Genomic DNA, 22059 nt, shown 5'->3' with positions numbered 1-22059 from the left:
AAACAATTCAACGCCATAGGGGAACCCATCCCCAAAGCTCAATGTGTAGCGTAGCAATTCTAGAGGAGAGTGTGTCAAACTGGAAATCAAGGCTAGATTGCTAAGAACATCGAAAAAAACCCTATGCCACCGACCCTCCTCCTCTCCAAAGAACTTCCTACCCTCCAATATCCTACCCCCACCGATCGCTTCGACCTCACCTGGGAAACGCCCCTATCCACCCTCCTCGGTTTGGGACGCGCCGCCGGTGCAGACTTCGTTGAATTCTTCCTCGAAAAAACCAATTATATTAGCTGCCTCGCCGAAGACGATCGCATTACCAGCATTTCACCCAACCTCTCCACTGGCGCGGGCGTGCGCGTTTTTCGCGGTAAAAGAGATTGCTACGTCAGCACCAACAACCTGACCTTCAAGGGCTTAAAATCGGCATTAGAAAAAGCTTTAGGCATTCTCGGACTCAGCCTGCCTTCCCCCAACGCTCACATCCCAGAAATTTACCTCGAACTGTTCCGCGACTATGCCACCGCAAAGGATAAAGAAACGTGGTTGAGTCAAGTTAGTTCCATGCAAGAAATGGGCGATATCTTACTCGCCGCCAACGACAAACTCAATCAAAAAGCCTCCCACGTTCAATCTCGCCGCGCGTCCTACTTCCGCGATTGGCAAGAAGTCCTAGTTGCAGCCAGCGATGGTACTTTTGCCCGCGATATTCGCTTAACCCAGTCAGTCGGCTTTAATCTTCTGTGTGCTGATGGCGAACACCGTTCCTCTAACGCCCAGCGCGACGGCGATACCAGCAACCCTAATTTCCTTCGCACTTGGGATTACGAAACGACAGCGGAAGGATTGGCAGAAACGGCAGGAAAGATGCTTTATGCCGATTATGTCGAATCGGGAAACTACCCGGTAATTATGGCGAATAAATTCGGCGGCGTGATTTTCCACGAAGCTTGCGGACATTTGCTGGAGACAACGCAAATCGAAGCGCAAACGACCCCATTTATGGATAAAAAGGGCGAAAAGATTGCCCATGAAAGCTTGACGGCGTGGGATGAAGGGCGCACCGATGAAGCGTTTGGCAGCGTTGATATGGACGATGAAGGAATGCCGACCCAGCGTACTCTATTAATTGAGAATGGTATCCTGAAAAACTTCCTCAGCGATCGCGCCGGTTCCCTCCGTACCGGACATCCGCGCACCGGAAGCGGCCGCCGTCAAAGTTACGCCTATGCCGCCGCCTCGCGGATGCGAAATACTTATATCGCTCCCGGAAGCTATAGCAGTGATGACCTATTTTCCTCCGTTGATAAAGGCATTTATTGCAAAAAAATGGGCGGCGGTAGCGTCGGCGCGACGGGTGAATTTAACTTTGGAGTCGATGAAGCTTATTTAATTGAAAACGGCAAAATTACGAAGCCGTTGAAGGGCGCAATTTTAATCGGCGAAGCCAAAGAGATTATGAATAAAATCTCGATGTGTTCCAACGATTTAGGATTGGCGGCAGGTTTTTGCGGTTCGGTCAGCGGTAGCATTTACGTTACTGTCGGACAGCCGCATTTAAAAGTCGATTCGATTACTGTCGGCGGACGTTAAATAGTCCTAAATCAATCTTAAATAGAGGTTTGATTTCGTCTTCAGTCTAGCCGAGCGATTAATGGTAGGGACGTTGTATACAACGTCCTTATTTAAGGCTTTGGTGAATCATTAACAGTTGACTCAGTTTTCAGAATTCTTCAATACGTTATCCATTATTCATCTTCTGTCTCGTGAAGTTGAAGTTTAGATAACTCCAAATGATAGCGATAGAGGGCGATGGGAGCATTCCCAGCTTTGAAGTAGTCGGGATCGCGCGGCGAGAGGTAAATAGCCGTCATTTGTTCGGCTGAAATGCGATCGCGTTCCGAGTGTTGATATTGGGTCGTTGTTTCTACTTCGTTAAGATAAAGTTGGGTAGGACTGCGAAAAATTTGTTGGCTCACTTCGGTGGTAATAAAGCGCTCTTTCGCCGGAATTTCTTTGCCTCGTTTCGTAATAACAGAAACGAATTCGCCCCCCTCTCGCAGTTGAGTAATTTGGCGATTGGGATTGTCTGGATCGACTTTAACCGATCGCACCGCCCCTTCTCCTAAATAAGCATTACCGATGTTGAGGGAATTAAAAGCGCGATCGGCAATAATTCCGGTGGAACTTCTATTAAAGCGTACCGGAAACGCGATCGCTTCCTTTAAATAGCGGCGATTTCCCTCAAATCCGGGGGTGACTAAATCGGGCGCAAAAGGCGCAACCATTTCCTCCAAAGTCTCAGTAACTTGCCAGTTTCCCGCCATCCAATCCGGATAAACTAAATCTCCTTTTGCGGGCGCAACGGGCGGTTTGCCGTGCCATTGCGGAAAGGCTGCAACTCTCTCGCCCAAACGCCCCGCCAGCGCCTCCGGACTGCCGCAAAACCCCAATCCCAACCAAAGCGCGATCGCGAACAGCACTTTCACCCAAGCTCTCACTACTTCTATTCTCCGTCCTCGATCGCCAAGCTCGATTGTACCGTAGGGCGCGTTAACCAAAATCCTCGCTCGTACCGTAGTACCGTAGGGTGCGTTAGCCAAAGCGTAACGCACCATTAAGAGCCCCATGCCCATCCCCACTCGTACCGTAGGGTGCATTAGCCAAAGCGTAACGCACCATTGAGATCGAATTCATCCTAGAATCCCTAAAAAACTCCACGTAAAATAGAAGCAGTACCCGCACGCTGCCGATGGCATGGTGAAACCCGATTTTTCCGCCTACCTTCAATCCATTTGCGAGAACGAGAAGTATCGACGCTGGTGGAATCTTTACACCGTTACCGATGTTGAGGGCAAGATTCGCGAAGAATCGCAGTTTTCGCCCTTCGATTTTGGCTTGATGGTGGAGACGGTGTTACCGAAGGATAAAAAAGAAAACGAGGAATCCCCGAAAAGACCAGCCAAAGAAAAAATCGAACGATTGCCCGTCCTGCAAGGCATCCAGAAATACGCGCAAGGTCACGTGCTTTTAGTCGGGCGGCCCGGTTCGGGGAAATCGACGGCGTTGGTGCGATTGCTGCTGGAAGAATCCTTGCGGATGAGGGAGGGATGGGGAGACGGGGAGACGGGGGGACGAGGGGACGGGAAGATTGGGTTAGGTGAAATTCCGATTCTCGTGGAATTGCGGCAATATCAAACCTCTATCCTCGATTTAATCGATAATGCCTTGCGGCGGAACCAGTTGCGCTTAAAACAGCCAGAAATCAAAGAATTGCTCAATTGTGGACGATTGTTGCTGCTGTTCGATGGAGTCAATGAATTACCCAACGACAAAGCGCGGCGGGACTTGAAAGCGTTTCGAGAGAATTATGGTCGTGTACCCGCCATCTTCACGACGCGGGATATTGGCGTGGGGGGCGACTTAGGGATTGAGAAGCGGTTGGAAATGCAGCCCCTCAACGAAACGCAGATGCGGCAGTTTGTCCGCGCTTACCTGCCCCAACAAGGAGAAGAAATGTTGCAGCGCTTGCAAGGGAGATTGCGCGAGTTCGGGCAAACGCCGCTGCTGCTGTGGATGTTGTGCGAGTTATTCCAACAAACCGGAACCATTCCGCCCAATTTGGGGTTAGTGTTCCGCTGCTTCGCCAAAAGTTTTGAATGCAAAATTAAAGAAGATGTCCCTGTTGCCCCGGAGTCGCGGCGTTGGTGGGGAGAGTCATTGCAGCATTTAGCCTTTGCCATGATGCAGGGAGAAACGCCAACGGAACTGCGCGTTGCGATTGCTCGGCGAGAAGCAGAAGGCATTCTAGCAGAATTTCTTAAGGACAAAGTTGCTTATTCTCCCACGCGGGCGAAGGAATTTTTAGAAGACTTGCTCGAACATCATCTCCTGCAACTGGCGAGTAACGACCAAATTGAATTTCGCCACCAATTATTGCAAGAATATTACGCAGCAGAAGCGCTGTTGCCGCAAGTCGCAAAGATGAATGATGCCAAGTTGAAACGGGATTATTTGAATTACTTGAAGTGGACGGAACCCGTAGCTTTGATGCTGGCGTTGTTGGAGGAAGAAACGCAGGCGGTGCGAGTCGTGCGGTTGGCGTTGGAAGTGGATTTGATGTTGGGGGCAAGGTTGGCGGGAGAGGTGCAACCGAGGTTTCAGGGCAAAACGGTTGAGTTAGTCGAGCAGTTAGAAGTTCCCGAAGATTTTAAGATTAAGCTATTGGGGATGACGCGATCGGGTTGTGCGGTTGCTTGTTTAGCACAACTGTTACAGGATGATTTCTCATGGGTTCGTTGGGAGGCAGTAGAAGCATTAGAAACTATCGGCAATGAAGCCGCCGTCAATCCCCTCATTTCGGCTTTACAGGATGATTTCTCATGGGTTCGTAGCACGGCAGCAGAAGCATTAGGAAAAATCGGCAATGAATCCACCTTCAATGCCCTCATTTCGGCTTTACAGGATGAAGACTTACCGGTTCGTTGGACGGCAGCACAAGCATTAGCAAATATCGGTAATGAAGCCGCCGTCAATGCCCTCATTTCGGCTTTACAGCATAAATCCTCATATGTTCGTAGGAGGGCAGCAGAGGCATTAAAAAAAATCGGCAATGAAGCCGCCGTCAATGCCCTAAATTTGGCTTTACAGGATGAAAACTCATCTGTTCGTAGGACGGCAGCAGAGGCATTAAGAAAAATCGGCAATGAAGCCGCTCTCAATGCCCTCATTTTGGATTTACAAGATAAAGAATCATCGGTTCGTAGGACGGCAGCAGAGGCATTAGGAAATATCGGCAATGAAGCCGCCTTTAATTCCCTAATTTTGGATTTACAGCATAAATACTCAGATGTTCGTAGGACGGCAGCAGAGGCATTAGGAAAAATCGGCAATGAAGCCGCCGTTAATTCCCTCATTTCGGCTTTACAGGATGAAGATTCATCTGTTCGTGAGAAGGCAGCAGAAGCATTAGGAAAAATCGGCAATGAAGCCGCCGTTAATTCCCTCATTTCGGCTTTACAGCATAAAGACTCATATGTTCGTAGGAGGGCAGCAGAGGCATTAGGAAAAATCGGCAATGAAGCCGCCGTTAATTCCCTCATTTCGGCTTTACAGCATAAAGACTTATCGGTTCGTTGGAGGGCAGCAGAAGCATTAGGAAAAATCGGCAATGAAGCCGCTGTCAATGCCCTCATTTTGGATTTACAAGATAAAGACTCATCTGTTCGTAGGACAACAGCAGAGGCATTAGGAAATATCGGCAATGAAGCCGCCGTCAATGCCCTAATTTCGGCTTTACAAGATAAAGAATCATATGTTCGTTGGAGGGCAGCAGAGGTATTAGGAAATATCGGCAATGAAGCCGCTGTCAATACCCTAGTTTCGGCTTTACAAGATAAAGAATCATATGTTCGTTGGAGGGCAGCAGAGGTATTAGGAAATATCGGCAATGAAGCCGCCGTCAATGCCCTAATTTCGGCTTTACAGGATAAAGACTCAGATGTTCGTGGGGCGGCAGCAGAATCATTAGGAAATATTGCGCCCGATCGCGTCCTACCTCAGATGTGGGAATTACTCTTAAGGCAAAAATACGACACCACCGAAATCATCGAAAAAATTCAAGAGCGCTGCAAGTTTTATAACTACCCACTTTTTCATTCTCCCCCCGTTGAGGACGCAAAAGCTACCCAATCAGAACCTTCATCCGTACAAATGAATTTCTATGGTAATGTCACAGGGGCGGCGGGGATTGTTGAAGGCAATTTAAATAATCCAAACCTAAAAGATAATGACGAGAAAATTAACAATTGAACTTCCCGATGAACTGGAACAACACCTACTCGCTGAAGCGCAACGACTCAATACTTCTTTGGAAAATGTTGTTGTCCTGTCGCTAGTACGCTCTCGGAGTCTCGAACCGGGATTAACACCTAGCGCTCTCTCGGAATCAGACTCAGAGGAACCGATCGCAGAATCCCTCCGGCTTCAAAAAGAGCATGAAATTACCGAGATTGTGGAGAGAATTCGAGCAGCGAAAACCGCAGGAAATTTAACCGCCGAAATTCCGGCAACACCTTTAGCTTTTCATCTCATTGAGGTGATGAAAAATAGCGGACTGATTGCCGACTTTCAACGGTACGAAGATATCGAAACAAATCCTTGCTTACAAATTCACCTTAACCCCAGCGATCGCGCCCCAGTAAGTCAACCCCCCGCACCCGAAGACTTTCCCGAAGCAATCGCCCGCATCCTGCAAAACTTACAAAGCGAAGATCCTACTGTTCGGATTCTAGCTCTAACCGCTTTAGGAGAACATTACAGCGAACCCTAATGAATGAGTCAAAATCTCGCGTGATTCAGGTGATTCGCTTCGTGTTGCTGAATGATGAATCTTCTTTAGTGCGTATCGAAGCTGCTAAAGCATTAGCTACAATGGGAGTTGATTGCGAAGACGCGATCTCGGCACTTTGTGAAGCAGCATTAAGCGATCGCGATTCCATTGTCCGTCAGAACGCGATCTCCGCTCTGGCACAAATTTACCAAAATCATCCCATTCTTAATTCCCTCGATCGGGCTATTACAACTATGTCAGAATCGCGCAAAGTCCAAATGAATTTTAATGCACCCGTCACCGGTGCAGCGGGAAATGTGGAACGCGACTTTATCAATAATCCCTCTCCAACTTTAGCTAATGCTGCCGCAGAAATTCAACAATTACTAACCCAACTCAACCAAACTTACCCCGCAACCACCGAAAGCGAACAACAACAACTCGTTCGTCGCGTAGACGAACAAGTTCAAACTAATACCCGAATTCGCGGTATGTTCTTAGCTGGGGGAATCGAACTCATCAAAATCCTTTGTCCGTACCTCGGAATCCCGATTGAAATGGGAATGAAATGGTTAGAGACGGCTAACAGAAACGCGCCAACACAATGAGACAAAATAACTCACTTTGGAAACCACTTGTCGGGAGAGAAAAGCAATTCAATCTATAGCAATACTCGGTTGTGAATGTACGTTTCTAAAGGCATTAAAGTCTGGGCTGGTGGGCGCTGCCTACCCTACCCGATGTCTACCATAAATACAAAAAAAGAAATTGCCCACTGTTTTAAGCTTGCTAGTCTACTACCCGATGTCCTAACTGAGTTGCGTAGCGCTATATTTTAAAAAAAATTCGATTCATTACTTTGCCTACCACAATCTAGAGGGTAGGCATTGCTAGTTTTTACCACTTTTTTATAACTTTGATGCGGAATAGCAAGGTCAACCCTACACCTTAAAATGAGCATTGCTATGCCCTTACCAACGATCGCTAAACCCAGATAAGATTTGACGATCGCGATCGCTCCTTAGTATTGTAGGGTGCGCCAGCTAAAAAGTAGCGCACCATCACAAGCAAATCCAGATCTGTATTCTCCTAAAATACCTTCTAGCCATGCAAGACCCAAGGCAGCAACGAGTGCAATACTTATCTCAATGCGGGGAAAGTCTTTCAAAGGAATGAACTCGTCAAGATGCAATTGTACTGCCAAGACCTCATGCAGAAGAAGTGGCTAAAACGCTTGGATCCCCGTCGAAGCTTGAAGAAGCGATTGGGATTAGCGATCGCAACAACGACTTTGCTCTTTTCCCTCTTGTTATCCTGGATTGTGGGTAACACTAGCAAAACCCAAATCAAAGCAGATAGTAGTCGCTTTGTGGAACAGTTAGCTTACCAGATGTCCAGGAATCTGGATCGAGATATGTTCGTCCACTATCAAGAGATCCGGATGCTTTCTACCTTGGAAGTGATTCGGGATTCTCGTCACTTCCTTACCAGTAAACGCGCTCTCCTCAACCGACTCCAGAAGGCTTACAAGAACTATGCCTGGATTGGTTTAACCAATTTTGAGGGTGTGGTTGTCGCCAGTACCAACCAGATTTTAGAAGGAAAGAAAGTCTCGAGCCGCCCTTGGTTTATTCAGGGTAAGCAAGGTGCTGTAGTTGAGGATGTGCATGAGGCAAAGCTATTAGCCCCTCTCCTACCCAACCCCAATCCCAACGGCGAACCCCTCAGATTTGTTGATATTGCAGCACCCGTCTTTAGTACAACAAATCCCAATAAAGTTGAGGGAGTATTAGGAGCGCATCTTTACTGGAATTGGGCAAAAGATGTGCGAGATGACTTATTAAAGCCGCTACAAGATCGCTACCATGTCGAAGCGATGATTCTGTCTCAATCGGGAGAGGTATTGCTGACACCCGCTGTTGACTCTGGCAGCCAAAAAAAACAATTTGAACCCGGATGGTTTCCATCGATCTCTCATCTTAAAAGCGTTCGGGCGGTTCGGGATGGGGAAAGAGGCTTTTTAGTAGAACGGTGGCCAGATGGGACTTATCTGACTGGCTTTGCTGCAACTCAAGGGCTTGAAGATTACCCGGGTTTGGGTTGGATTGTGCTGGTTCGACAATCCACAGAAGAAGCTTTTATAAAAGCTTCTGTCCTGCAACAACAAATTATTCTTTGGGGCATTACATTAGGTATTGCGAGTAGCGCTCTTGCTTGGTGGATTGCCGAACAGTTTCTCAATCCAGTTTTAGCGATCGCGATCGCCGCTCATCGTATTCGGCGTGGCGATACAAATATTCATATCCCAGTTTTTTCTGGAAAAGATGAAATTGCGAAATTATCCGAAGCGATTAGTGGGCTATTTACTAATCTAGAACAACAAAAGCGGCTTTTGCAAATCTTCAATTTGGAGTTAGAGCAAAAGATTGAGGAACGAACTCTGGCGCTTCAGCAGGCTAACGAGGAATTGCAACGACTGACGATGGTGGATGGCTTGACTGGAGTCGCGAATCGTCGTTGCTTCGATCTGCACTTGACCCAAGAATGGCAACGGGCTGTACGGGAACAGTTGCCGCTATCGCTGATTCTCATGAACGTTGACTATTTCAAGCGCTACAACGATTACTACGGACATCCCGCTGGTGATGGTTGTCTTCAATAAGTCGCTCAAACTCTCAATAGCAAAATTCATCGCTCCCACGATTTAGCTGCCCGTTATGGTGGAGAAGAATTTGCAGTAATTTTGCCCAATACAGGAATTGAGGGTGCTACTCATATGGCAGAAAGCATACGCCAAGCCGTTAAAGATTTACAACTGCCTCACGCTGAATCGCTCATCGATCGGTTTGTTTCTATAAGTCTTGGAGTTGCGACGATTGTTCCGATCGCAGATTCTTCTCCCTCCACGCTTATTGAATGCGCTGACAAACAGTTATATCAAGCAAAGATAGCAGGTCGGAATCGAGTTATGGCTGAAATGTATTGAATAATTGACAATTGATAATGGACAATGGATAACGTATTGAATAATTGATAATGAATAATGGATAACGTATTAGATAATGGACAATGGATAACGTTCGGAGCCGTCAATTGCTCTGGTAAAAATGCGATCCCAAGGGGATCCGCGTAGCGGTGCGCGCAATCTTAGTCGCTTGTCAAACTTGCGGGTATGGGTTCGGAAGAAGGAGGATTTAAATCAACGCGCAGCCCCCAGCGCCATACGAGCGCGAGCGCAAACGGCTAATTCTCCGTCCGTTGCTGCAATTTGCTCTAAGTGTTGGCAGATTTCCGGCTTAAACTCTGGCACGACGGCTACTAAGGATTGCAAACTCGTCACGGCAGCGTAGCGAACCACCCATTCCGGATCCTTCGTCACCAATAGTAAAGTTTCGAGCGTCTGAGACTTTGCCTCTTCTCGTCGCTCTTCCGGTAGCATCTCCCAACGCAGGGTTCCCAAACCGCGAGCGGCGGCGCGGCGCACGCTCAGGGAAAAGTCGCTGCTAGCGGCGCGCAGCAATAAATCGATCGCGCGGGGATCGCCAATCCCTGCAAACACGCGCGTTGCCCAAGCTCTCGCCCCATAATTATACCCGTCGAGTTCTTGGAGCAGGATGGGAACGACGGGCTGGCCGATCGCAATTAATCCATCCACCGCCGCAACTGCCGCACCAGGATTGTTGTAACCTAAAACGTCAATTAACGTCGGAATTGCAGCTTCATCGGCGACAGCAGCGAGCGCTTCCACTGTTTCTAAAAGTTCCTCAGCAGAGTCGGCTTTTTCAACGGCGTTAATTAATTCTTCTATCTTCATCTTCTATTTTTTAAGTCTTAATTTCCCCCAAATATCTTCGAGCAGCGAATACAACACGGGGACAACTACTAAACTGAGTAAGGTTGAGGTTACTAATCCGCCGATAATAGCAACAGCCATCGGTTGGCGCAACTCCGCTCCCGCTCCTAATCCTAATGCAAGCGGTAACATTCCCAAAATAGTAGACAAAGTAGTCATTAAAATCGGGCGCAAGCGCGCTTGACTGGCCTCCAGAATTGCTCGATCGCGGCTTAAACCCGTTCTTTGTAATTGGCTGGCATAGTCGGTTAGTAAAACGGCATTTTTGTCAAGCAATCCCAGTAAAAAGATAAACCCAATCAGGGAAATCATGCCGAAATCGCTCTGAGTTAAGAGCAAGGCTAACATCGCGCCCACGAGGGATAGGGGCAGCGACAAACCGACAACGAGGGGTTCGAGCAAGCGGCGGAACAGCAACAGCAAGACGGCAAGCATACAAACGGTGGAAAGCGCCAAGGTTGCGCCAAAACTGTTGAGGACGGTACTACTGGAGGCTGCATCGCCTTTGAGATCGAGGGTTACGCCGGGAGGAACTAAAGAACGCGCGATCGCCATTACTTCCTCCGTGGCATCGCCGAGGGCGTTTCCTTGCTGCAAGTTGGCGCTAAAATAGACGGCGCGCTGCCCGTCGAGACGCTCGATAAGGGCTGGATTTTTTGCATCGCTGCCTTCGCTAGATACTTCAACTTCAACGAATCCCGGTAGCGTTTTGACGCGGGTTTTGAGTTCGGCGGCAGCTTTATCCAAGCTGGCTAAATCATCGCCAATCAGAGCAATTTGTAGGGGCTTTTGGTCGATAGTATCGACAAATTGGATATCTTCGACGTTAATTTTAACGGCTTTGAGGTTGGGGAATTTTGCTTGCAGTTCTGCGAGTTGTTGGCGGAGTTGTTCTTGAATTTCGGCGGTAGAGAGTTGGCGATCGCGCTTCAGTTTCAAGTACATTTTCCCTTGATTGGGTTGTCCTCGCACGCCCATCACCGCAAAGGACGATTCGATTTCCGGAGCGGGCAAAACTACCGTTTCAATCTGCTCGGCAATTCCTCGCGCTTCGCTCAATAAGGCTTTCTCTGGCGATTTTTTTAACTCGCTTATCCAATCAAACGCCCCGGCTTCCAAACTCGAACCGGAATCGCTCTCTGTGCGAGCGGGAGAGGCGGCGGGGGCAGGCTGGGGATTGCCTGCGGGTACGGAAGGTAAGGGCGAAGTAAAGACGATATTAAACTCGCCGCGATCGAGTTTGGGAATAAACCCCTTGGGAATTAAGGGAATGAGGGCAACACCCGCAGCAAAGCTGAGAATCGCCAGTCCAATAACGATGTTGCGGTGCAAGAGCGACCATTGCAAGAGGGGGCGATATAAACGCTCCAGCAGCGAAGATTTCGGCTCGTCGGGGTTGTTTGGGGATTTGCTGGCGCGCCCGAGGGAAGAACGCAACCACCAAAAGCAAAGAACGGGAGAAAGGGTACGCGCGACAAGTAGGGAAATGAGAACTGCGGCAGAAACCGTTAAGCCAAAGGGTTTAAAAAATTGACCGATGGTTCCGCCCATGAAGGCAACGGGAAGGAAAACGGCAGCAATGGTGAGGGTGGCTGCGCTGACGGCTAAGCCGATTTCGTCAGTTCCTTTAAGGGCGGCTTGTTTGGGTGCGTCGCCCGCTTCGATGTGACGCGAAATATTTTCGACATCGACGATCGCGTCGTCTACGATAATACCGATAACTAAGGCGAGGGCGAGCAGCGTGATGGTTTCTAGATTAAATCCCGCGATCGCCATGACGATAAACGTTCCCAGCAACGACAGCGGGATCGCCAGCGCTGAAATCAAAGTCGCTCGCCAACTTCGCAAAAAAGGATAAATCACCAAAACCGCTAAGATAATGGCTCCCAATAGGGCTTCAATGGTGGCTTGCGTGGCTTCGCGAATGAATTCAGCTTGCGTTTCTGCCAGCGTTAATCGCACATCGGGCAGCGTTTTTTGCAGCGCTTGCACGGTTGTTTCGACTTGACGCACCACCTCTAAGGTATTGGCTTTGGCTTCTTTGATAACCCGAAATGCGAGGACATTTTCGCCGTTCAAACGAACGAGACTTTGAGGGATATCGATTTTCTCGGCGTTCGCAATTTCTTGTCGGGTATCGTTCCCCAGGAGATCGACGCGACGCACTCCGGGTAGTTTCGCGATCGCGGGTAGAATTTTTTCTCGAGCAACTTTTGTTAAATCCTCGATAATTTTCTCCGTCTCCGCCGCACCGTTCCCCCGCCACTGAAGCGCGTAACTCACCGCCGTCGATTCATTGAGATTGAGCGGCATCACCTCGAAGGTACTATCGGGAGGCAACTGAGCCTGTTTGAGGCGCGTCTCAACTACCGTTTTTGAGCCTTCTAGGTCGCTTCCTACCGCGAAGGCTAAATTCAAGATACTTCGCCCTGAATAGGTCGAGGAACGCAAGCTATCAACTCCTGGGAGCGTTTTTAGGGCTGCCTCTAGGGGTAACGTCAATTGTCGTTCTGTATCTAAGGTTGCCGTTAGCGGTGCTTCTGCCCGAACGATAATAACGGGAAACGTAATATCGGGAAAAAGTGCGTATTTAAGGCTGCTAAAAGCCAGCGCTCCGGCGACAGCAACCGCGATCCAAAAGCTCGTTGTCAGCCAAGGATGCGCGATCGCCCACCGTGAAATATTTAATCTTTCGCGCCAAGTTACCATTTTTTCAGCGAACAGTTATCTGCGAGCAGCGATCGGCGAACAATAAGCGAGTTATCAGTGAATGGCACTGAAGTCAGAGTTAAAAAATCTAAAAAATCGCCTGTAGAGACGTTGTATACAACGTCTTTACAGTAGGGTGGGCAGCGCCCACCCGCCTTAAGTCAGTGCCATTCAGTCATCAGTCAACAGTCAATTTTAGAGTCTTCCTCGATCGAGAAGATTAGAGGAAGAGCTACATTCTATGCAACGTCATATCAAATAGCCAACACGATTGACCGATCTAGCGCTACGCACTTTGGTTAAGACATTGGATCGGGTGGGTGTTGCCCACCCAGTAAGACTTTTGTGCGTTTAGAAACGGACATTCACCCGTCAAGCAGCGCTATAACCGATCGCTCTTAACTATTTAACTGACGATAGCAGGCCATACCGATATCGGTAAATGCTTGAGGCGTTTGACCGGTTTCCGCCGCGCGGCGATTGAGAGCGCGGAATTGAGCGGTCGTAAATCGCGCTTGCAAGCGTCCGAGGGTACATTGGCACAGCCTTTGAGCCTGCGATTGATTTAACCCTTCAGCCATCGCGCGTTGCTTACAAGCATTCATGTACTCATTTCGCAAATTCTGCGGATATTGGTTTTGAGCGAGCAGTTGCGGCGTTTTTGGGGCGGCGCTCGCAGAAACAAGACTGCTGGAGATGAAAAAAGATGAAGCGATTAAAGCCGTACCGATCTGAGAAAGTTTGGTATTCATAACCCTTGAGAAAACTCCTGATGCTGAAACATAAGATTGAACGGAGGTTTGGGAAAGTCAGGGGTAGAGCTTTCCCAACCCATTGACGCGATCGCGCGGGTAGGGTTCCTTAGCGCCCAAGTCATCGCAGCAAAATCGTATTGGCAATTGTACCCAACCTTTGCAACCGACGGATCGATTTCGAGCCTCACCCTTTGAAGGGTAGGCCGTCAGGAATCGAGTTTTTGGGCGTTGCGCCCTCCTCAAAAAAAACGGAACCTAGCGCACCAAGCCGTTTTTAACCAACTCGATCGCTCTAAAAACGATGGCTCGGCTCGAGTCGGATTGCCAGAAGAAAGGAAAAATGTCCCGATGGCCGAGTTTAGTTCTGTTCTTTAGATCTATACCTTCTCTTATCTGAAAGATCGAGTTATCGTGGTGGAATATAGTTTAATCTTCGGGGTCTCTACTGGCTGTCGAGCCATCGAAAATTCTGCGGAAGGCGAACAGGCAGCCCTCTCGACCGAGCCATTGAAAGTTGAGAGTGATGAGAGGAAGGATACGACGCGATCGACTTCGCGACTCCCGCCGGGGGCGTGCGGTTCAGATCGGCACTCAAGGGAAACGATGAATCCTTCCAGTTTGGCAGACAATCCAAAACTCATGAGAGACCAAGATAAAACGAAGGCTCAACTAATTGAAGAATTAGTGTCTCTACGCCAGCGCGTGGCCGAACAGGAAAGATTGCTCTGCGATCGCCAAGGCCTCGACCTCGTGCTGTATCGTAACATCCTCGACAACACGGCGGCAGGATTTTTCCAGAGTACCCCCGATCGCCGCTACATGGTCGTTGACATTGCCATGTCGCAAATCTTCGGCTATCTCTCGCCCTTAGAGATGAGTAATAGCATCAACGATATCGCCCTGGAAGTGTACGTCAATCCCAAACGCTACGCAGAACTAGAAACCTTACTCCAAGAGCAAGACTCCGTTAAAGAATTTGAGTATCAAGCCTATCGCCAAGACGGTAGCACTTTTTGGGTATCTGAAAATATTAAAACCGTCCGCGATCGCGACGGCACGATTTTATACTACGAAGGCAACAGCATTGACATCACCAAACGCAAACTCGCCGAGATCGAACTTTCCCGCACGGTTGAAGAACGCACCGCCGCTTTAGAAGAATCCAACGAATTTTTCGTCCAAGAGGTGGTAGAACACTATCAAGTGCAGCACACACTCACCTCCGTGCGAGACCAACTCGCAACCATTCTCGAAACCGTTCCGGGGATGGTGTCCTGCGTCAGTTCCGACTTGCGTTACCTAGGAGTCAATCGCAATTTAGCGCGCGTCTTCGGCGTACCTCCAGAAACCTTCGTCGGTCAAGATTTAGGATTTCTCGGTACGGGTTTGGAATTCAGTCAATTTATTAGTAATTTCTTTGCCAGCGAGCGCCAAGATGATGCTTGCGAAATTTCCGTCCAAGCTCGAGAGCGCCAGCGCAGTTATCTCGTCGTCGCTAAAAAATACGCCAACAGTCGCGCTGCTTTTACCGTCGGAATCGACATCACCAAACGACGAGAAGCGGAAATCGAACTTAAAGCAGCCCAAGACCAACTCGAAGCCATCTTAGCAACCGTTCCCGGTATTGTCTCCTGCGTGAGTTCCGATCTGCGTTATTTAGGAGTCAACCAGCATCTCGCTAAAACCTTTGGCATTCGTCGGGAAGCCTTTGTCGGTCAAGATATTGGCTTTCTCGGCACTGGCTCGCAGTTTAATACCTTTTTGCACGAGTTTTTTAAGAGCGACCAATCCGAAGCCTTTCGGGAAGTTTCGGCACAAGTTAAAGGAACCAGCCGCGACTATTTGATCGTCGGTCAAAAATACAACAATAAGCAAGCCGCATTCTTCGTCGGGATTGATATTAGCGATCGCAAAGCTGCCGAAAAAGCCCTCCTCGAAACGGAAGCGCGATATCGCAGCATCGTTGAAAACGCTGTCGAAGGCATCTTTCTCGTTAGCCCTAGCGGTCGCTATCTCAGCGTCAATCCCGCCTTAGCTCGCATCTACGGCTACAATTCTACTCAAGAATTGCTCCAAGAACTCGGTCGTTCCAAAACTCAAATCTACGTCGATCCCCAGCAACAACTGTATTTTCGACAACTGTTAGAAGAACGCGATCGCGTTATCGGTTTTGAAGCGCAGATCTATCGCAAAGACGGTATCATTGCTTGGATATCTGAGAGCGCCCGCGCCGTGCGCGACGAAACCGGGACTCTCCTCTACTACGAAGGCACCATCGAAGATATCTCCGAGCGCAAAAAAGCAGAAGAAGCCCTACAACAAGCTTACGAACAACTCGAATTGCGCGTTGAAAAGCGCACTGCTGCCCTCAAACAAGCCAACGCCCAACTGCTCAAAGAAATCGCAGAACGCGAGCGCGTTGAAATCGCCTTGCGCAACTCTGAAGCCGAACTTCGGGCGCTTTTTGCCGCCATGACGGATATCATCACCGTCTTTGACGCAGAAGGGCGCTACGTTCGAGTTATTTCCACGAACTCCGAAATTCTCTACAGTCCGACACCCGATCGCATCGGTAAAACAGTCTACGATGTCCTGCGTCCCAAAGAAGCCGATTTTTTTGTCGCCGAGATTCAGCGCGTCCTCAACACCGGACAAACCCTGAACCTCGAATATAGCGTCCTCATGTCCGACGGACAAATCGACCCCTCACTCAAAGCTCGCAGCGTGCAAGAAGTTTGGTTTGCGGCTAGCGTTTCCCCCCTGCCCAACAATTGTGTAATTTGGGTGGCGCGCAATATCACCGAACGCAAGCGTATGATGGATGCTCTAGCTCGCGCTGAAGCTAAGTATCGCAGTATTTTTGAAAATGCTGCTGAAGGAATTTTTCAAACTACGCCTGATGGACGTTTTTTGAGCGCTAACCCCACTTTAGTTAAAATGTGCGGTTATTCTTCTGCCGCCGAATTTAAAATCAATATCGTCGATATCGGCCGACAGTTGTACGTCGATCCGCAGCGGCGCGCCGAGCTTGTCACGATGCTCGAAGAACAAGAAGCAGTCTACCACTGCGAGTCCCAACTCTATCGGAAAGATGGCAGCATTATTTGGGTATCGGAAAACGTGCGCGCCGTGCGGGACAATAGCGGCAACCTACTGTTTTATGAAGGAACGGTCGATGACATCACCCAGCGCAAGCAAACTGAAGAAAAGCTGCGAATCGAACAAGAAAAATCCGAACGTTTATTGCTTAATATCTTACCGAAAGCCATTGTCGAGCAACTCAAACAGTATGAAGGATCGTTAGCTGAACGTTTCGATAATGCTACGGTTTTATTTGCCGATATTGTCGGTTTTACTCCTCTTTCTGCTCGCACTTCTCCTTTAGAGTTAGTCAATCTCCTCAATCAAATTTTTTCCAGTTTCGACCAACTCGCCGAGCGTCACGGACTGGAAAAAATTAAAACCATTGGAGATGCTTATATGGTAGCGGGCGGTCTTCCCGTACCTAGCCCCGATCGCGCCGCCGCGATCGCTGATATGGCTTTAGAAATGTTAGAAAGCATCCAGCAATTTAAGAACGATTTGGACAACCCCTTCCAAATTCGTATCGGCATTAATAGCGGCCCGGTGGTTGCTGGCGTAATTGGAATTAAAAAGTTTATTTACGATCTTTGGGGCGATACGGTTAATGTTGCTTCGCGCATGGAATCTCAAGGCGAAGCAGGTAAGATTCAAGTTACTGAAGCAACTTACGAACTGTTGAAAGATCGCTATTCCTTTGAAAAGCGCGGATTAATTCCTGTTAAAGGGAAAGGCGATATGGTAACGTATTGGCTGACAGGACGTAAAGAGTAAAACTGATAATTGATAATTGACAAGACCAGATTGATGTGAAGCTGCATAGAATGAAAAGTAGGGTGTGGAGCGCGAAGCGTAACGCACCGTTATCCTGAGAATTTAGGAGAGTTTATTCTAGGCAACGCAATCTTAAATTGGTATAACGTTCGGAGCCGTTAATTGCTCTGTTGAGGTCAAATCTTTTTTCGCTATTCTCGCACCAAAGCCCTAGCTATCGATCGTAATTTTTGCTTAAAGAGACATTTTGTAGGGTGGGCAGCGCCCACCAGCAAAGACTTTATTATGTTTAGAGACGTACCTTATTCTTGCTTAAAAAGTGAGGTTCTTAATGGAGTTACTTTAAATTTTAAAATAAAAATATTGAGGGAGGGGGAAGCGGGAAGCCTCAGTCGAGTGCTTGGGGCTATCGCCACCCATTTCCCCTCAATTGGCATTACTGTTGCGGACTTTAGCAGCGAGTTCGAGAATCTGCGTCCATTGCTTTTGCAGTTTTTTAGCACTCAGCTTCAGCATTTTAGCGATTTCCGCATCATTTTTGCCTTCTTGTTTGAGTTGCAACAGTTCGCGTTGAACTTCGGACAATTGCGTTAGTAAGGCTTGCCATTGCTCGCTATTAAGACCTAATTTTTGGTCGAGATCTGCGCCGAGCCATTGATGGACGAGTTTCCAGTTTTCAGAGGCGCGGGAGAATTTTTCGACGTGGTATTTAAAGCGCTGTTGTAAGTAGTCGCGCTGGCGCGGCGTGAGACCGAGAATTTCGTCGATTTCAGCAGCGGAGCGGTCTTCAAGCTTCAGTACGAGGTAGTCGGCGCAGTCGGAATGTCCTTGAGCTTCGAGGTATTGAATCAAGGAATTAACAACGCGATCGCGACGTACATCTTCCCAAGGATCCGGCGTTTCAGCAACCATTTGCGCCCGCACTTGTTGGACGGCAGGGTTGCGGCTTTGCAGTTCCCCTTCTTCGCCTTTGCCGTATTCTGCCGCTTGTTCGATATCGATGGCGGTTTCGTGCGGTTGGCGGCGCGCAAAGCTTTGGGCGCGCAGGATGATTAATTGTTGGCTGTAACCGTTGGGAAGATTGATGCGGCGCTTGGCATACTGTTCGGTAAACGCCATGTATTCTGCAAGTTCGAGGGGCGTGCGGGGTTGGTAGTCCGCAGGCAGTTCGTTTTCTTTGCGGAAGGCGCGCAAGGATTCGACGTAGAAGTCTTGCAGGAAGTCTTCAATGGCGTTATAGCGAGCGGAGAAACCGAGTTGAGCGTCGGCGCGCGCGATGTGCCGATACACCATCATGCTTAAGTTCGCGTGCAGTTCGGTACGTCCGCGCTGCGAGCCTTTTTGGTAGTAATACAGGCATTTGTTAATGCGATGGTGTCCGAGGTGGATGAGGTGCGATTTGATATCGCCAGAGCTTTGAATGCGAGCGCTTTTACGACAGACTCGTTCGACTTCGCGAGCGATGCGTTCGGCGACAGATTGCAAGGAACGCGAGTTCGCGCCGACTTTAGCTTGCATTTCGTCGAGGATGAGTTGCTGTAGTGACAGGAAGTGAGCGTCTTCTAGGCTTTCAAATTGGCTGTAGGCGGTTTCGATCGCGGAATAGTTAGCTTGACAAAGTTTAGCATTCATGGTAGTCACCCAGGTAGTTGCAATTCAGTCGTGTTGGGTTCGGGCGGAAGCGAGATGTTGCTTTCCCTTGCCCCTGACACTTATCACTGTAGGTCTCAGGGCAATATCCGTGGGGACTGAATGTGTCACAAGCCAGAGTTAGTGCGATCGCGTCCTCTGGCGAGCGGGCAAAAATGTGACTCACATCGTTGCTCTGTCTAGCTTTGAGGGTTTTTTATCGTGGGGTTAGCACCCGAAAAAAACAACGCGATCGCATACCGATCGACGAACTGGTATAAGCTTTCCGAAATCGAAATTCCAAACTCAGAAGGTGTATGCGTCGCGCTAAGAAAAACAGTTCGCGCGGAACTGAGAGGACTTCGAGGACAGTTTTTCTTTAGAAGCGAGATAGGTGCAGCGAACAGGGTCAGTTCGGAAGTCGAGCAAAACCTCTAATTCCAATCGGCGTGCGTCTTAATAGCTCGAGGCGACATTCAAATCTTCCACGGCTTCCCATCCTAGACCTTTGCGCACGACTTCAGGTTCCTCGCTCGTAAAATCTAGAATTGTGGATACTTGAGATCCCGGTTCGGAACCGTCGTCGATAATCGCATCCACTAACGGCTCCAGGGTATCAAACAGGCGTTGCTTCTCCAAACCTAACGTGGGGAAAGCGCCATCTTCGTTGGGGATGTGCGCGGAAGTAGAAACGGCGGGATTGCCCAGCGCTTCGAGCAGTGACAGACAGATGGCATTGTCGGGGACGCGAATCCCGGTGGTTTTGCGTTTGGGATCCATCACCAGTTTGGGGACTAACTTGGTGGCGGGTAAGAGGAAGGTATAAGGCCCGGGAATCAAACGTTTCATGATACGGTAGGCGCGATCGCTCACCCTAGCGTATTCGGAAATGTTCGAGAGGGACGAACACAAGAACGTCAGCGGTTTATCATTCGAGAGGCGCTTGAGTTGGCGGACTCGTTCGACTGCTGATTTAACATTGATGTCGCAGCCGATCGCGTACACTGTATCGGTGGGATAGAGCATAATCGCCCCATTTTGTAAGTCGCGAGCTATCTTCTCTATGCTGCGCTTTTGGGGGTTTTCGGGATGAATTGAGTAGAAAGTTGCCATTTGGGTTAAATTTTGGATCGCGATTTATTAAAAGTTTCAACACTCTCGATCGCAATGGTTAAAATTGCTTATTTAGAATGTCCGACAGGAATATCAGGAGATATGTGTCTCGGAGCGCTCGTCGATGCGGGCGTTCCTTGGGAATATTTAAGCCAACATCTCAAAGCTTTAGGTCTCGAGCAAGAGTATCAGCTAAGCGTCCGTAAAGTCCATCGCAACGGTCAAATTGCCACGAAAGTCGATGTGAATTTGACGGCGGACGAGGCGCACCACCCTAAAGCTCGTCATTTACCAGAGATTGAAACTCTTATTCAACAGGCGAACTTGCCGATCCGGGCAGAACGGTGGAGTTTAGAAGTATTTCGCAATCTTGCGATCGCGGAAGGTGCCGTTCACGGAATCGAACCGGAACGAGTCCATTTCCACGAAGTCGGCGCGACGGATGCGATTGTCGATATTGTCGGCAGTTGTTTGGGGTTGGATTGGTTGGGAGTCGATCGCGTCGATTGTTCGCCGATGCCAACCGGCGGCGGAACGGTACGCGCGGCTCATGGTTTGCTGCCCGTGCCAACTCCGGCCGTATTAAAGTTGTGGGAAACTCGCCAAGTGCCGATTTATAGCAACGGCATTGATAAAGAGCTAGTTACCCCCACCGGAGCCGCGATCGCGACGACCCTCGCCCATCGGTTCGGGCCGCCCCCCGCGCTAAAATTAGAGCGCGTCGGTTTAGGTGCGGGTTCCCGCGACCTGCCCATCCCCAACATTCTCCGCCTTTGGTTGGGCGAATCTTCCCCAACGGTGGAAACTCAGCACGAACATCATTCCCATCATCATTCTAGCCAAAGACAGCCAGAAATTGAGACCGTCGCCCTTGCCGACGCGCAACTCAATGATGTCAATGCCACCGAAGAACCGCAAGAAATTGAAACGATCGCGGTTTTAGAGACGCAACTCGACGATCTCAGCCCGCAAGCGATCGCCTATACAATGGAAGCGCTATTAGAAGCGGGAGCGCTCGATGTTTTTACTCAAGCGATCGGCATGAAAAAATCGCGATCGGGTTTTCTCCTAACCGCTATTTGTCATCCCGAACTCAGCCAAACTTGTCAAAAGATTGTATTTCAAGAAACCACCACCTTGGGAATTCGCCACCGCCTCCAAAAACGCCAAATTCTACCGCGAGAAATTCATCCCGTCGAAACGCCTTACGGCACGGTTCGCGTTAAAATCGCTCGCAAAAATTGCGCTCCCGATAGTTCCATCCTCAATGTTCACCCCGAATACGAAGATTGCGCCCGCCTCGCGCGCGCCACTCAACAACCCTGGCAAGAAATTCATCGTCTCGCTCGGCAAGCGTGGGGAATGAATAATGAAGGGTGAATAATAAGTTTTCTAGTAGGGTGCGTTAGGCGCAACTTGAATTTCATCCAAAAAAACTGATTTTTCGGCGCGCCGTAACGCACCATCTTAGTACATGACGCTTTTAACTCCAGTCGTGCGATGACACACCTTTATTTGTACGCATCAGTCAAAAACGCTCAAATCTTGGCATTTCGGTGCGTTACGCTTCGCTAACGACACCCTACCTAATCTACGTTTTTAGCTGTGTCACGGCAGTAGTAACGCACCATTTCAGTTCAACTTCTGACTGCCTAAAAACGTTATCCATTATCCATTGTCAATTATTCAGCCCCATCTTAATGCCAATAGTAAGTTGACATCCTCACCGGGCTAAAGCCACGGTGATTCCCAAACCTCACGATTTAGGTTTCTGTTTCCTTCCCCTTCGACTACGCTCGGGGGATTTTCGCAAC

The 22059-nt window shown here is 49.0% G+C and carries 13 protein-coding genes and 1 pseudogene; 8 read left to right on the top strand and 6 right to left on the bottom strand.

Features of this window, described 5'->3' with window-relative positions; all coding sequences use genetic code 11:
* The first annotated feature begins 123 nt into the window (after nt 1-123).
* Complete coding sequence (locus tag H6G50_RS10450) at nt 124-1593, top strand: TldD/PmbA family protein (RefSeq protein WP_190715909.1); 1470 nt, start codon at nt 124-126, stop codon at nt 1591-1593.
* A 155-nt stretch (nt 1594-1748) separates the two neighbouring features.
* Here the strand turns inward: H6G50_RS10450 and H6G50_RS10445 are convergent, their stop codons facing one another.
* Nucleotides 1749-2630, bottom strand: coding sequence for a DUF6816 family protein (locus H6G50_RS10445; protein ID WP_347239918.1), 882 nt, complete (start codon nt 2628-2630; stop codon nt 1749-1751).
* A 127-nt stretch (nt 2631-2757) separates the two neighbouring features.
* Between H6G50_RS10445 and H6G50_RS10440 the strand changes: the two genes are divergently transcribed.
* The 4 genes and pseudogenes from H6G50_RS10440 to H6G50_RS10425 all read left to right on the top strand — a co-directional run bounded on the left by H6G50_RS10440 (nt 2758) and on the right by H6G50_RS10425 (nt 9317).
* Nucleotides 2758-5811 (top strand): HEAT repeat domain-containing protein, encoded by a 3054-nt coding sequence (locus tag H6G50_RS10440; RefSeq protein WP_190715907.1) that lies wholly within the window; start codon nt 2758-2760, stop codon nt 5809-5811.
* Nucleotides 5789-6331: a 30S ribosomal protein S8 gene (gene rpsH / locus H6G50_RS10435; protein WP_190715905.1), complete on the top strand. Its 543-nt coding sequence runs from the start codon at nt 5789-5791 to the stop codon at nt 6329-6331. Before H6G50_RS10440 ends, rpsH begins: the two co-directional genes overlap by 23 nt.
* Nucleotides 6331-6939 (top strand): HEAT repeat domain-containing protein, encoded by a 609-nt coding sequence (locus H6G50_RS10430; RefSeq protein WP_190715903.1) that lies wholly within the window; start codon nt 6331-6333, stop codon nt 6937-6939. The genes rpsH and H6G50_RS10430 overlap by 1 nt, the downstream gene beginning before the upstream one ends.
* Nucleotides 6940-7517: 578 nt before the next feature.
* Nucleotides 7518-9317 (top strand): annotated as a pseudogene (locus H6G50_RS10425) (diguanylate cyclase).
* Nucleotides 9318-9530: 213 nt separating this feature from the next.
* On the opposite strand, the gene H6G50_RS10415 reads toward H6G50_RS10425, so the two are convergent.
* The 3 genes from H6G50_RS10415 to H6G50_RS10405 form a co-directional block, all read right to left on the bottom strand.
* A complete protein-coding gene (locus tag H6G50_RS10415) occupies nt 9531-10145 on the bottom strand; it encodes a HEAT repeat domain-containing protein (RefSeq protein WP_190715899.1) in 615 nt (204 codons plus the stop codon).
* Nucleotides 10146-10148: 3 nt separating this feature from the next.
* Nucleotides 10149-12893, bottom strand: coding sequence for an efflux RND transporter permease subunit (locus H6G50_RS10410; RefSeq protein ID WP_190715897.1), 2745 nt, complete (start codon nt 12891-12893; stop codon nt 10149-10151).
* Between the two features lie 398 nt (nt 12894-13291).
* Nucleotides 13292-13645, bottom strand: a complete 354-nt coding sequence (locus tag H6G50_RS10405; protein WP_190715896.1) for a hypothetical protein — start codon at nt 13643-13645, stop codon at nt 13292-13294.
* Nucleotides 13646-13681: 36 nt separating this feature from the next.
* On the opposite strand from H6G50_RS10405, the gene H6G50_RS10400 reads away from it, so the two are divergent.
* Both H6G50_RS10400 and H6G50_RS10395 read left to right on the top strand, forming a co-directional pair.
* Nucleotides 13682-13843, top strand: coding sequence for a hypothetical protein (locus H6G50_RS10400; protein ID WP_190715894.1), 162 nt, complete (start codon nt 13682-13684; stop codon nt 13841-13843).
* A gap of 219 nt (nt 13844-14062) precedes the next feature.
* A complete protein-coding gene (locus H6G50_RS10395; RefSeq protein WP_347239917.1) occupies nt 14063-17503 on the top strand; it encodes a PAS domain S-box protein in 3441 nt (1146 codons plus the stop codon).
* A gap of 426 nt (nt 17504-17929) precedes the next feature.
* On the opposite strand, the gene H6G50_RS10390 is transcribed toward H6G50_RS10395, so the two are convergent.
* Both H6G50_RS10390 and H6G50_RS10385 read right to left on the bottom strand, forming a co-directional pair.
* Nucleotides 17930-19135, bottom strand: coding sequence for a HetZ-related protein (locus H6G50_RS10390; protein ID WP_190715892.1), 1206 nt, complete (start codon nt 19133-19135; stop codon nt 17930-17932).
* 453 nt (nt 19136-19588) lie between these two features.
* Nucleotides 19589-20245 carry an L-threonylcarbamoyladenylate synthase gene (locus H6G50_RS10385; protein ID WP_190715890.1) on the bottom strand — a complete coding sequence of 219 codons (657 nt, stop codon included), beginning with the start codon at nt 20243-20245 and terminating at the stop codon, nt 19589-19591.
* Between the two features lie 54 nt (nt 20246-20299).
* Between H6G50_RS10385 and larC the strand changes: the two genes are divergently transcribed.
* Nucleotides 20300-21625 carry a nickel pincer cofactor biosynthesis protein LarC gene (larC, locus tag H6G50_RS10380; protein ID WP_190715888.1) on the top strand — a complete coding sequence of 442 codons (1326 nt, stop codon included), beginning with the start codon at nt 20300-20302 and terminating at the stop codon, nt 21623-21625.
* The last annotated feature ends 434 nt before the right edge of the window (nt 21626-22059 follow it).

The sequence above is a fragment of the Oscillatoria sp. FACHB-1406 genome (assembly GCF_014698145.1).
Taxonomy (GTDB): domain Bacteria; phylum Cyanobacteriota; class Cyanobacteriia; order Cyanobacteriales; family Spirulinaceae; genus FACHB-1406.
This window is presented reverse-complemented; position numbering and strand designations above follow the sequence as displayed.